This is a genomic window from Candidatus Sphingomonas phytovorans, from assembly GCA_029202385.1.
GTDB lineage: Bacteria > Pseudomonadota > Alphaproteobacteria > Sphingomonadales > Sphingomonadaceae > Sphingomonas > Sphingomonas phytovorans.
In genome coordinates, this window is record CP119314.1 from 5,078,688 (window position 1) to 5,091,334 (window position 12,647).

Consider the following 12,647-nt stretch of genomic DNA (forward strand, 5'->3'; position numbering starts at 1 on the left):
GTCTGCGATGACGAAGAAGCGTCTGGCGATCTTGTCGGCGGGGACGCTGATGGCGGCAACGGCCCATGGGCAGACGATAGTCGGGTCGATCGACACGATCCGGTCGAGCGCGCCGGTCAAGTTCGAGAAGCTATGCGCCAATCGCGACGTCATCGCCGAGGAGGGCTTGCCCGTCTGTGTCGGAGATGTCGCTGTGATGCCCGATGGTCGGGCAAGGGTCGTCATCATCCGCTCTGACAAATCGCCCCAGACGCTGACGTTGGAGAATCCGGTGGTGCAGGCAGCGTCACCAAATCGGCTCATGATCTTTCTGGGACGGATCAATCAGACGGTCTGGGACCTGTTCTCCGACAGGCGCGAACAAGGGTCGGCGACCAGCAAGGGATCTGGTGACGACCCATCGATTCTCGGCGTGCGGGCGGAAAATGGCCTGATCCTTCGCCAGTCAGGGACGGCGCTGGTCCTGCCTTGGACGACCACCTATCCGGCACATCTTGTCGTCGCACGGGTGATGCCGGACGGCAGCGTGTCACCCCTTGCGGCAGGGGAAGGCAAGGAGGGGCAAACGCCGATAGTGACGGTGCCTGCGGCGCTGATCGAACCGGGACAGCTACGGATTACCATCGTTGAGGATGTCGCGGCCGGCGTAAACAAGGCCAGCGTTTTCTCGGCGTTGGTCGTACCCCGTTCAACGCGCCCGGATTTCCTCGCAGAGCGGACGCCTGCCGCGCCATCGGACAGTGCGACGCTCGCCGAGGCGGGGATGTTCGCGGCTGACAGTGAGCAATGCAAGCGCGACGCGAAGATGAGGGGGTGCGGTGCCTGGCGCCTTGAGGCGTTCCAGGTCGCGGATCGCCTGGCCAGCTCGGCGGATGCGGAGGTCGCAGAAGATGCAGCCCGTATGCGTTCGCTGATGCGACAGTGGTAAGTTGGGATCTTAGGGCGGCAGATTGTCCGAAATAGACTTGCGGGCCGGAGGCGGGATCGTCCCGGCTCCGGCCCTTCAGGTCACTTCGCGTCGACGCTTTCCGCCTTGCCCTTTTTCTTGGGCTTTTTCGGCGGCGCGGCGACGATCTCGAACGCCAGCGCGCCGTCCTTCAGCTTCACGCTCACCTCGCCGCCATGGACGAGCTTGCCGAACAGCAGCTCCTCGGCCAGCGGCTGCTTGATCTTCTCCTGGATCAGCCGCCCCATCGGCCGCGCGCCATAGAGCTTGTCATAGCCCTTGGTAGTCAGCCACGCCTTGGATTCGTCGTCCAGGCTGATGTGCACATGCCGGTCGGCGAGTTGCAGTTCGAGCTGGAGGATGAACTTCTCCACCACCCGCGCCACGACTTCAGGCGGCAGATAGCCGAACGGCACGATCGCATCGAGCCGGTTGCGGAACTCCGGCGTGAACATCTTCTGCACCGCCTGCTCGTCCTCGCCCTCGCGGGAGAGGTTGCCGAAGCCCAGCGTCTCGCGCGCCATGTCGGACGCGCCGGCATTGGTCGTCATGATCAGGATGACGTTCCTGAAATCGACGGTCTTGCCGTGGTGGTCGGTCAGCTTGCCGTTGTCCATCACCTGCAACAGGATGTTGAACAGGTCGGGATGCGCCTTCTCGATCTCGTCGAGCAGCAGCACCGAATGCGGCTGCTGGTCGACCGCGTCGGTGAGCAGGCCACCCTGGTCGTAGCCGACATAGCCCGGAGGGGCGCCGATCAGCCGGCTGACCGAATGGCGCTCCATATATTCAGACATGTCGAACCGCTGGAGCGGGATGCCCATGATCGCCGCCAGCTGGCGGGCGACCTCGGTCTTGCCCACGCCGGTCGGGCCGGTGAACAGATAGTTGCCGATCGGCTTGTCGGGATCGCGCAGGCCAGCACGGCTCAGCTTGATCGCCGAGCTGAGCTTCTCGATCGCCGCATTCTGCCCGAACACCACCCGCTTCAGATCGGTGTCGAGGCTCTCGAGCGCCTTGGTATCGTCGGCCGAGACCGATTTCGGCGGGATGCGCGCCATCGTCGCGATCACTGCCTCGATCTCGCGCGTGGTGATGGTCTTCTTGCGCTTGTTCGGCGGCACCAGCATCTGCATCGCGCCGACCTCGTCGATCACGTCGATCGCCTTGTCGGGCAGCTTGCGGTCGTTGATGTAGCGCGCCGACAGTTCGACCGCCGACTTGATCGCATCGGGCGTGTACTTCACCGAATGATGCGCCTCGAACGCGGTGCGCAGGCCGGTCAGGATCTTGATCGTGTCCTCGACCGTCGGCTCGTTCACGTCGATCTTCTGGAAGCGCCGCAGCAGCGCGCGGTCCTTCTCGAAATGATTGCGGAACTCCTTGTAGGTGGTCGATCCGATGCAGCGGATCGTGCCGCCCGACAAGGCCGGCTTGAGCAGGTTGGACGCGTCCATCGCGCCGCCGCTGGTCGCGCCAGCGCCGATCACCGTGTGGATCTCGTCGATGAACAGGATGGCGTGGGGCAGCTTCTCTAGCTCGTTGACGACCGCCTTCAGCCGCTCCTCGAAATCGCCGCGATAGCGGGTGCCGGCGAGCAGCGCCCCCATGTCGAGCGAATAGATGACCGCCGGCAGCAGCACCTCGGGCACGTCGCCCTCGACGATCTTCCGCGCCAGGCCTTCGGCGATGGCGGTCTTGCCCACGCCGGGATCGCCCACATAGAGCGGGTTGTTCTTCGACCGGCGGCACAGGATCTGCACGGTACGGTCGACCTCCGGGCCACGGCCGATCAGCGGATCGACCTTGCCGTTCTTCGCCTTCTCGTTGAGATCGACGGTGAACTGCTTCAGCGCGCTTTCGCTCTTGCCCTTGCCGTCGGGCTTCTGCGCCTTCTCTTCCTCGGCGCCCTTCACTTCGCGGGGTTCCGGGGCGGCGCCACCCTTGCCGACGCCATGCGAAATGAAGCTGACGGCATCGAGACGGCTCATATCCTGCTGCTGGAGGAAATAGACGGCGTAGCTCTCGCGCTCGCTGAACAGCGCGACCAGCACATTCGCGCCGGTCACCTCGTCGCGGCCCGACGACTGGACGTGGAGGATCGCGCGCTGGACGACTCGCTGGAAGCCGGAGGTGGGCGAGGGATCGGTCGCCGCATCGACCTTCAGCGCCTCGAGCTCGGTATCGAGATAATGGGCGACGGTCGCCTTGAGTTCTTCCAGCTCGACCCCGCAGGAGGTCATCACCTTGGAAGCGTGCTCGTCATCGATCAGCGCGAGCAGAAGATGCTCGAGCGTCGCATATTCGTGGCGCCGCGACGACGCGGCTTCGAGCGCCTTGTGGAGGGTCGTTTCCAGCGCGGATGCGAAAGAAGGCATTATCGTACTCCATGCGGGCCGCAACGATACGCGCGGCCCTTTCCTCTTATGTCGGAAGGCAAGGCGCCCGCATCAAGCACTTGACGAGCGCTCCGGCCCGATCGCCATGCCGGAGCGTTCCTGTTCATCGCTTGAATAGATCGTTGGCACTTGCTCTGTGGTTAACGGCGCGCGTCAATCGGGCCCTGGTGCGGCTGATTTCCGCCTCAAGTGCCTCGATGCGTGCCTGGCATTCCTCGACCGACAGGGGGTCGAGGTCTTGCCGCGCAAGCTCGGTGAGCGGATCGCCCGCTTTTCGTGCGAGAATCTCGTCCGGGTCCATGTCATGGAACGTTGACCCGGCAGGCCACGATGTCAATAAGGCTGGACTATTCCGCGAGTGGGGGCGGCGGATTCTATGGTTAATATTCCGACGGTGATGCAGGCGATCGACCCGGAGGCTCCCGGCGGTCCTGAAGTGATGCGCCTGGTCGAGCGCCCGGTGCCGGTGCCCGGCGAGGGCGAAGTGCTGATCCGCGTCGCCGCGGCGGGGATCAACCGGCCGGAAGTGATGCAGCGCAAGGGCCTCTACCCGCCGCCGCCGGGGGCGCCCTCGATCCTGGGCATGGAAGTGTCGGGCACGATCGTCGCTGTTGGCGCGGGCGTCCAGCACGAGCTGATCGGTCAGCCGGTCTGCGCGCTGATCTCGGGCGGCGCCTATGCCCAATATGCCGTCGCGCCCTATGGCCAGTGCCTTCACGTGCCCGACGCGCTGTCGATGGTCGAGGCGGCGGCGATGCCGGAGACTCTCTTCACCGTCTGGACCAATTTGTTCGAGCGCGGTTACGCCAGCGAGGGCGACACCGTGCTTGTCCATGGCGGCACCAGCGGTATCGGCACCATGGCGATCGGCCTCGCCAACCTGTTCGGGCTGACCATCATCGTCACCGCCGGATCGGACAGGAAATGCGCCGCGGCAAAGGCGTTGGGCGCCGATCACGCGATCAACTACAAGACTCAGGATTTCGTCGCCGAGGTGAAGGCGATCACCGGCGGCAAGGGTGTCGCGGTGGTGCTCGACATGGTCGGCGGGGATTATGTGCCGCGCAACCTGCAATGCCTCGCGGATGACGGCCGCCACGTCTCGATCGCGGTGCAGGGCGGGCTGACGGCGACGATCCCGCTCTTCGAGATCATGCGCCGGCGGCTGACCCTGACCGGTTCCACGCTCCGCCCGCGCGACACCGCGTTCAAGAGCCTGGTGGCGGATGAGCTGGCCCGCACCGTCTGGCCGCATGTCGAGGAAGGCTCGCTGAAGCCCGTGATCGATCGCACCTATCCGCTTGCCGAGGCGCCGGCGGCGCACGAGCGGATGGAATCGGGCGACCATATCGGGAAGATCGTGCTGACGATGGAATAGGGCCCGGGAGAAGCGCGTGGGCGCACGCGCCCTGAGCAGGCGGGGCTGGTTGGGACGCAACGCTTGGCGCTCACTTCTCAGATCGCGACGGGTTCGAGCATCCGAATGCTTCCCGTATCGGCATCCATCTCCACATCGATACCGACCGGCAGGCTGAGCTGGTTGCTGACATGGCCGATATTGGCCCCCTGAAAGGCCGGTATGCCGAGCGGCGCGAGATACTGGTCGAGCAACTGCGGAATCGTGAAGCCGATATAGTCGGGCACGGTGGTGGTGCAGCGCGTGCATTGTCCGAAGATCACGCCCGCGACCTTCTTCAGCACCCCGGCGAGGGCGAGCTGGCTGAGCATGCGGTCGACGCGATATTCCGCCTCGCCGACCTCCTCCAGGAACAGGATCGCCCCGTCGAAATCCGGCAGCCAGGGCGTCCCGACCAGCGCCGTGAGGACTGAAAGGTTGCCGCCGATCAGGCGTCCGCGTGCCTTGCCCGGCCGGATCGTCCGGATGGTCCAGCGCTCGGGCGCCAATGGGTCCATCGTGCGCGCGTCCGGCTGGGGGAAGGTCGCCGTCTCGCCGGAGAAGGCAAGCCTCCAGAAACTGTCCCAGCTGATCTTCCCCCAGCTGTTCCCGGCATTTGGCCCGTGAATCGTCGGGAAGCCAGCCCGCGTCGCGAAGGCGAGGTGAAGCGCGGTGATGTCGCTGAAGCCGATGAGCAGTTTCGGATTGGCGCGGATGACATCCCAATCGAGCAGGGGCAGAATCCGCGCGCATCCCCATCCGCCGCGCACGGCGAAGACGGCGCGCACGCTGTCGTCAGCGAACATCCCGTTGAGGTCGGCGGCACGATCCTGATCCGTACCGGCGAGATAGCCGTAGCGGGAGGCGACATGCCGGCCCGGCTTCGGCACCAGCCCCATCCCGGATATCACGGTCTTCACCGCGTCGACCTGGGGCAGGCCATCGCTGAATCCCGCTGGCTCGATCAGGCCTACAACGTCGCCCGAACGGAGGCGCGGGGGTTTGGATGACGGGCGCGCAAAGGCCGGGCCGGGAAGTGCCAGGGCACCCAGAAGCCCGCTGATGCCGCCGATTGTCTCGCGTCTGCTGAACATTGCCCGCTCATAGCAGCGATTGGCGCTACGCCCGCCGGAATGTTCGGGCGGAACGAATCTTTCCTCTGCGGAGGCGTTCTTTCCGATCCAAACCTTCCGGTTTCAGTCACCTTGTCCCGATCATAGCGCGTTTGAAGCAAATTGGCCGTTTCCAGGAAGGGGACAACAAGCCTTGGCGGCGCCACGCGCGAACTGCTGCGCGGTTTGGGCGACGCGCCGTCCGAGATGGCGGGCGGTGGCGAGATCGGCTTCGGGCGGTGTCACATCGGCGCTGGCATCGACGTTCGATTGCGCCCCCGCGCCGAGCCAGAATCCAAGCCGGTTAAGGTCATGTTCGGACCCGGCGGCTGAATTATTGGCTGGCGGGAGCGCCAGGTTGATCCAGTGCATTCCATGCTGCGCGGCGAACATCGCAAGCTGGACCAGCGTTCCCAGCTTGTCGCCGGCGTGCGACCCGGAGTTGGTGAAGCCCGCCGCCAGTTTATCCTGCCACCCCGCGTGACGCATCACCGCGTTCGAACTTGCCTCGGCAAATGCCTTGAACCTGGCCGACACGCCGCCACAATAGGTCGGGGTGCCGAAGATGATGGCGTCCGCCGTATCGAGATCGCTCCAGCGTCTCTCGGCGTCCTCTACCCTTAGGAAAAGCGCCTCGGCCCCGTCGACCTCCTCGACGCCCTGGCGGACTGCAAGAGCCTGTCGTTCGGTATGCCCATAGCCGCTGTGATAGATGATCGCGACGCGCAATTCTGCCTCCTGATGTAGTGATGAAATGGTTCAGTTCGTCGCCCCGGCTCGGTCGGCCAGATGCTGAAGCTTGTCCGGATTGCGGGTGACATAGATGGCGGTGATGCCGTCAGGCCCCGGCTCGATCGCGGTTGTCTGGAGCGTAAAACCTTCCTCGATCGTGACGAAGCCGGGAAGGCCGTTGATGAGTGCATAGCGCAGCAATCGCGACGGACTGCGCTCGAAGAGTTTCCCCAGCCCCACAAACAGGGAAATCGCATTATCGAGGCCGATAACAGCCTGGCTCGTCGCCACCCTGCCTCCACCGTCGGCCTGAATAGCGACATCCGCGGCGAGCATCGTCCGCAAACGTCCTATATCGCCATCGCGCGAGGCGGCGAAGAACGCCTCGGCGAGCTCGAATCCGCGTTGCTGCGGCAGGTGGAAACGAGCGCGTTCGGAGCGAACATGAACCCGACCCCGGCTGGCGAGCTGCCGGCATGTCGCCGGGTCTCGCCCGATCGTCTCCGCCACCTCGGCGAAACTGACGCCGAAGACGTCGTGAAGAAGGAATGCGGCTCGCTCCAGCGGGGTCAGTCGCTCCAGCGCCAGCATCAACGGCAGCGTGATGTCGTCCATCTCATCGAACGCATCCTCGATTTCAGGTTCGGGCAGCCAGAGGCCGACATATTCCTCACGCCGGCTGCGTGCTGACTTCATCTGGTCGAGGCAAAGGCGTGTCACGACGTTGCGGAGAAAGGCGCCCGGCTCGCGAATGTCGGAACGATCGAGCCTCGTCCAGCGGATGAAGGCCTCCTGGACCATATCCTCGGCATCCGTGACCGAGCCGAGCATGCGATAGGCGACCCGCAGGAGCGTCGGCCGAAGCCGATTGAACGCGGTAACCGATTCGGAAACCCCGTCATCCATACTCGTCGCCTCATCAATCATCGTTTCACCGAGTATCGCCATTCTTCATATACAATGACGAGGCAGCTCAACGATGTGTGACATGAGCGAGCTATCATATCATTTTATTCGGCGGCGCGGCGTCTCACCCGCTGGCCGGATGTCACGCGTCGGTCTTTACCCTGACCGATCAGTTGAGACCGCCGCCTGCGTGCCATTCTCGGTCATGCACGCACGCCTCGTTTCGATCGCGGTCACCGAGATGATGTCTTCGAGCGTTTCGCGCAGGGCATGATCGTCACGAACCTTGACGACCTTCTCCTCGTACCGGCCGAGCCTTTCGAACAGCAGTGCGCGCTCGTGCTCATAATAGTCCCTGGACCAGCGCATCTCCTGTCCGAGCGCCGCCCATGTGGCGCGCGGGTTACGTTTTTAAAAACGGCGCCGGCTCAGAAAGCGGCGTACGATGCGCACGGTATTGCGCCAGCGGGGAAGATCCAGGACGACGATCTTCTCGGCGTTGTCCAGGGCCGGGTCGGCCCATTTGAACTGAACCCCTTCCATGACCCAGCGGCTCTGCTGGGCCAGTGGCCACAATAAAGCCAGGCGCTCCTCGGGGGCACGCCGCCGATCTCCATCGGGATGTCGAATCCAATGAAGGTCGTCGAGCGAATATAACGGCAGCGCCGCCTCCTTCGCTACTCTGGCCGCGAACGTCGTCTTGCCGCTACCAGTCGGACCAGTCACGAACAGGCGCACGACTTCCCCTTTTCGATATCGCGCTTGGCTGAGGCGGCCAGCGACAGCCAAGCGCCACAATCAGTCGCCTGCCGTCTGCACTCACGCCGGCCTTCAGGACAGAAGGTCAAGCGTCCTTCGCGGCGCACTCCGCCGAGCCGATCTCTCGAAAGCGGTCGCTCCGGTAAGGGCCCTCCGGCATCAACCGCAACCAGACCTTTTCGGGACGACCATTGATGACCTGCATGTTCAGCGAGAATTGGCCGGCTTTTCGGACGCTGGAGAAACCGACCCTGTAGTCTGCCGCCAGGCCGCCCACACGCCGCGTTATGAACGAGGAGCCGATGAGATATTCCCCCGAAGGAAAGACTTCATCGCGAGTTGATTTGACCAGCACATTAGGCCGACCTGCGCGACGTTCGATGTCGAGTGCGAAGGGGGCCGGTGACGCATTCACCGTGCACGTCAGATGATCCGCGGGAAACGCCCGGCCCACATCTTCGGAAAGGGGTGCAGACTGAACCAATGCCAGGACGGCCGATATGATCACTGGAGGGTCCCATAGCCGGATGTGAATCTACATTGGCTTCAGGCTAGTGGAAATGGCTCCAGGACGCCAACGGTTTGCTCCCCGTTCGAGGCTGGACGGCACACTTGGAAACGGACGTCGGTCAGTCCATCCGACGAAGATTATACTGGAATAACGGTAGGTCGGAAACGGCCGACAATATTTACCTTATCTTATCAAAAGCCAAAGGATGAAAGCACCGATGGCGAAAGGTGTAAGGAAGGCAATGATGCCGCCTGTCCAGCCCCACTTGCGGTGGGCCGCCTCAACGCCCCTCTCCCAGAAATACTCAATGATCTCTGCAATCCATCCCATCATGGGAGGGTGCCGCAGCATCCGCAGAACTGCAAGTGGTGCCCCTCGGTCATTGGTCATGGCTTGGTTATCGCACCCGCTGCGCGGTGTTGCGAACTGGCCTGGAAGCTGACATTCAGCAAGCATGATCATGCTCGGCGCGCTTCTCGCACTTGGAGGCCTCATGCAGCAGCAGCCGGCTGCGCATTGCGCATATGACAGGGCAGCGATGCTTGCGCTGGACGAGAAGCAGTTCGATCAGGATATCGCGGGTGGATGGCGACTATTGGCCAGTTCAGGCTGTGATGCCGAAGGGGCCGACCTGATCAGGCTTTGGAGGGAGGCGCACGAGAACACGGCTGGTATCTTGTACTGGCACGAAGGCCAGTTGCGCGCGAAGTCCGGGCAGACGAAGGCAGCAATCTCTCTCTTCGAGCGTTCGAGAAGAACGCCGGCCGAAGATGCCGGATTTGGTTGGAACCTTTACGTTGACGGGACCATCGCGTTCTTGCGCAATGATCGCCAAGCCGCGGAGACGGCTCGCAACCAACTGGCAAGTTTGCCGCGTCCGCCGTCCTTTTCGCCGGTCGGACCAGATGGAAAACCGATGATGGTTGCCTGGCCGCCAAACCTCAACGTGCTGGATGGATTCCTAAGCTGCTGGGGCCGGCCCTATAAAGAGGCATATTCGTGCACCAGGCCCATATCCGTTCCTCATCCCTGAGCCATTCGCCGTTGGCGCTGAAGGTTCGCGATTAGCGGGTTCGTGACGTGGCTTGACGCAAATGACCACGGTTCCCCAGGTGTTCGACAAGGCCCGCTTGTCGATCGCCCGATGCATTTGATTTGACGGGCCATGCGGTCGCGTGATGACAAGGGCGATCAAGGGAGCGCCACATGTCCAGCCTGATCCTTCACGAATATGCCGCGTCGGGAAACTGCTACAAGATCCGGCTCACCGCCGCCCATCTCGGCATTCCGCTCGAACGGCGCGAATATGACATCATGAAGGGCGAGACCCGGTCGGAGTCGTTCCTTGGCGGCGTCAACGCCAATGGCCGCATTCCGGTGCTCCAGGTCGGGGACGACTATCTGCCGGAAAGCAATGCCGCCTGCATTTACCTGGCCGACGGGTCCAGCCTGATTCCGCACGATCGCTTCGACCGCGCCGACATGTTCCGCTGGATGTTCTGGGAACAATATAATCACGAGCCGAACGTCGCGACGCTGCGTTTCTGGCGGCATGTCATCGGCGAGGCCGGGCTGGACGATCTGCGGCGGGCCCAACTACCCGCCAAGCAGGCGGCGGGAGAGGCTGCGCTCGAGCTGATGGACGACCATCTGTCCCGCTCGCCCTTTTTCGTCGGCGACCGGCTGACCCTCGCCGATATCACGCTCTATCCCTATACTCATGTCGCCGACGATGGCGGTTTCGAACTCGGGCGCTATCCGGCGATCGGCGCCTGGCTCGCCCGGGTCGAGGCCGAGCCACATCATATTGCGATGAAAGCGTAACCCGCCTTTCACATCAGTGGAATCAAGCTGTAACAAAAATCGGCCATAGCGCAGGCCCATCAAGGGCTGCGCGGGACGATGCCGGGATGGACGCTGTAACCAGGATCGCGATGGACAATAGCATCGCCGATTTCGCCGATTTCGCCAATTCCAAACCATCGATTCCGGAACGCGACGTCACGGATCGCCGCAAATATCGCACGATCTGGATTTCGGATATCCATCTCGGTACTCGCGGTTGCAATGCCGACATGCTGATCGACTTTCTCGATCATGTCGACAGCGAGCGGATGTACCTTGTCGGGGACATCATCGACGGCTGGCGGCTCAAGAAGAAATTCTACTGGCCCGCCTCGCACAACGACGTGGTGTGGCGAATCCTGAAGCGCGCCAAGCGCGGCACCGAGGTGATCTACATTCCCGGCAATCATGACGAAGTGATGCGCCAGTTCACCGGGCTCGATTTCGGCGGCGTCTCGATCCGCCGCAAGGCGATCCATGAAACCGCCGACGGCCGCCGGTTGTTGGTGCTCCATGGCGACGAGTTCGACATGATCACGCTCACGCACAAATGGCTCGCGCATGTCGGCGATGCGGCGTATGAATTCATGATGGCGCTCAACAGGTTGGTGAACGCGTATCGCCGCTTTTTCCAGCTGCCCTATTGGTCGCTGTCGAAACACGCCAAGGCCAAGGTGAAGAACGCGGTGGAGTTCATCTCCAACTATGAGGAAGTGATCGCTCAGGCGGCCGGCGCACGCGGCGTCGATGGCGTCGTCTGCGGGCACATCCACACCGCTGAATTCCGCAACATCGGCGGCATCGAATATTATAACGATGGTGACTGGGTGGAGGGCTGTACCGCTCTTATCGAGCATTTCGACGGGCGGATGGAGTTGCTGCACTGGGCCGACGAGATTGCCGAACGGGAAGCGGCGAAGATCGAGACGCTGGCGGCCTGACGAGCGTGCGCATCGCGATCGCCACTGATGCGTGGGCCCCCCAGGTGAACGGCGTGGTGCGGACGCTGCAAGCCGTGCGCGCCGAACTCGAGCGCCAGGGGCATGTGGTGATGGTCGTCTCGCCCGACCTGTTCTACTCGATGCCCTGCCCGACCTACCCTGAAATCCGGCTTGCCTTCGCTAGGACCAATGCGGTCGGCAGGATGCTCGCCGATTTCAATCCGCAGGCGATCCATCTCGCGACCGAGGGGCCGGTATGCCTCGCGGCGCGGCGCTGGTGCCTGATGAACGATTTCCCGTTCACCACCGCTTACCACACGCAGTTCCCCGACTATGTCTCGGCGCGGACCGGCGTGAACCCGGAATGGATCTGGCGCTATATCCGCTGGTTCCATGCGCCCGCGCAGTCGATCCTTGCGTCGACTCCGTCAATCGCCGCGACGCTCAAGCAGCATGGGCTTGAGAACGTGCGGCATTGGGGCCGCGGCGTCGATCTTTCGACCTTCTCGGCCGCCGTCGCGCCGGATCCGGCCCTTGCCGGGCTGGCGCGGCCGATCCAGCTCTATGTCGGCCGCGTCGCCGTGGAGAAGAATATCGAGGCCTTCCTGACCAACGATCACCCGGGCACCAAGGTGATCGTCGGGGACGGTCCGGCGCGCGCGTCGCTCGAGGCGCGCTATCCGGAGGCGATGTTCCTCGGCCCTCGCTTCGGTGCCGATCTGGCGGCTGCCTATGCCAGCGCCGACGTGTTCGTCTTCCCCAGCCGCACCGATACGTTCGGGCTGGTGATGATCGAGGCGCTGGCCTGCGGCGTGCCGGTCGCCGCTTATCCCGTCACCGGCCCGGTGGACATATTGACCGATGCGGTCGGCGCGATGGACGATGATTTGTCCGTCGCGATCGGAACGGCGCTCACCAGGGATCGCGGCGCCTGCGCCGCTTACGGCCGGACCTTCACCTGGGAAGCAAGTGCCCGCCAGTTCCTGAACGCGCTCGTCCCGGTCGATGCCGACGAAGCCATTGCGGCCTGAGCCTTGCCTCACCGCGCAAGGGGGACTAAGTCATCAACATTGTGCGGCCGCTCCGAAAGGGGCGGCCCT

Annotated in this window: 15 protein-coding genes; 6 read left to right on the forward strand and 9 right to left on the reverse strand. The window is 63.3% G+C overall.

The window, feature by feature from the left end:
- Positions 1-7 precede the first annotated feature (7 nt).
- Entirely contained in the window at positions 8-928 is a 921-nt protein-coding gene (locus tag P0Y59_23355) for a hypothetical protein (protein WEJ99799.1), read from the forward strand.
- Between the two features lie 80 nt (positions 929-1,008).
- Here the strand turns inward: P0Y59_23355 and clpA are convergent, their stop codons facing one another.
- A complete protein-coding gene (gene clpA / locus P0Y59_23360) occupies positions 1,009-3,324 on the reverse strand; it encodes an ATP-dependent Clp protease ATP-binding subunit ClpA (GenBank protein ID WEJ99800.1) in 2,316 nt (771 codons plus the stop codon).
- A 124-nt stretch (positions 3,325-3,448) separates the two neighbouring features.
- Entirely contained in the window at positions 3,449-3,646 is a 198-nt protein-coding gene (locus tag P0Y59_23365; protein WEJ99801.1) for a DUF1192 domain-containing protein, read from the reverse strand.
- Positions 3,647-3,721: 75 nt separating this feature from the next.
- On the opposite strand from P0Y59_23365, the gene P0Y59_23370 reads away from it, so the two are divergent.
- Positions 3,722-4,723, forward strand: a complete 1,002-nt coding sequence (locus P0Y59_23370; GenBank protein ID WEJ99802.1) for an NAD(P)H-quinone oxidoreductase — start codon at positions 3,722-3,724, stop codon at positions 4,721-4,723.
- Positions 4,724-4,800: 77 nt separating this feature from the next.
- On the opposite strand, the gene P0Y59_23375 is transcribed toward P0Y59_23370, so the two are convergent.
- The 7 genes from P0Y59_23375 to P0Y59_23405 form a co-directional block, all read right to left on the reverse strand.
- Positions 4,801-5,835: an LD-carboxypeptidase gene (locus tag P0Y59_23375; protein ID WEJ99803.1), complete on the reverse strand. Its 1,035-nt coding sequence runs from the start codon at positions 5,833-5,835 to the stop codon at positions 4,801-4,803.
- 120 nt (positions 5,836-5,955) lie between these two features.
- Positions 5,956-6,582 carry a flavodoxin family protein gene (locus P0Y59_23380; GenBank protein ID WEJ99804.1) on the reverse strand — a complete coding sequence of 209 codons (627 nt, stop codon included), beginning with the start codon at positions 6,580-6,582 and terminating at the stop codon, positions 5,956-5,958.
- A 30-nt stretch (positions 6,583-6,612) separates the two neighbouring features.
- Positions 6,613-7,491, reverse strand: a complete 879-nt coding sequence (locus P0Y59_23385) for a sigma-70 family RNA polymerase sigma factor (protein ID WEJ99805.1) — start codon at positions 7,489-7,491, stop codon at positions 6,613-6,615.
- A 156-nt stretch (positions 7,492-7,647) separates the two neighbouring features.
- Positions 7,648-7,860, reverse strand: a complete 213-nt coding sequence (locus P0Y59_23390; protein ID WEJ99806.1) for a hypothetical protein — start codon at positions 7,858-7,860, stop codon at positions 7,648-7,650.
- Positions 7,861-7,902: 42 nt separating this feature from the next.
- Positions 7,903-8,229, reverse strand: a complete 327-nt coding sequence (locus tag P0Y59_23395; protein WEJ99807.1) for a hypothetical protein — start codon at positions 8,227-8,229, stop codon at positions 7,903-7,905.
- Positions 8,230-8,335: 106 nt separating this feature from the next.
- On the reverse strand, positions 8,336-8,758 hold the full coding sequence (locus P0Y59_23400) for a hypothetical protein (GenBank protein ID WEJ99808.1): 423 nt from the start codon (positions 8,756-8,758) through the stop codon (positions 8,336-8,338).
- Positions 8,759-8,944: 186 nt separating this feature from the next.
- Positions 8,945-9,223 (reverse strand): hypothetical protein, encoded by a 279-nt coding sequence (locus P0Y59_23405; GenBank protein ID WEJ99809.1) that lies wholly within the window; start codon positions 9,221-9,223, stop codon positions 8,945-8,947.
- Here P0Y59_23405 and P0Y59_23410 point away from each other — a divergent pair.
- The 4 genes from P0Y59_23410 to P0Y59_23425 all read left to right on the forward strand — a co-directional run bounded on the left by P0Y59_23410 (position 9,216) and on the right by P0Y59_23425 (position 12,578).
- Complete coding sequence (locus P0Y59_23410; GenBank protein WEJ99810.1) at positions 9,216-9,794, forward strand: hypothetical protein; 579 nt, start codon at positions 9,216-9,218, stop codon at positions 9,792-9,794. The two genes, P0Y59_23405 and P0Y59_23410, sit on opposite strands and share 8 nt — an antisense overlap.
- Positions 9,795-9,967: 173 nt before the next feature.
- A complete protein-coding gene (locus P0Y59_23415) occupies positions 9,968-10,585 on the forward strand; it encodes a glutathione S-transferase family protein (protein WEJ99811.1) in 618 nt (205 codons plus the stop codon).
- Positions 10,586-10,671: 86 nt separating this feature from the next.
- Positions 10,672-11,547: a UDP-2,3-diacylglucosamine diphosphatase gene (locus P0Y59_23420; GenBank protein WEJ99812.1), complete on the forward strand. Its 876-nt coding sequence runs from the start codon at positions 10,672-10,674 to the stop codon at positions 11,545-11,547.
- Positions 11,548-11,552: 5 nt separating this feature from the next.
- Positions 11,553-12,578, forward strand: a complete 1,026-nt coding sequence (locus tag P0Y59_23425; GenBank protein ID WEJ99813.1) for a glycosyltransferase family 1 protein — start codon at positions 11,553-11,555, stop codon at positions 12,576-12,578.
- Positions 12,579-12,647: the final 69 nt, after the last annotated feature.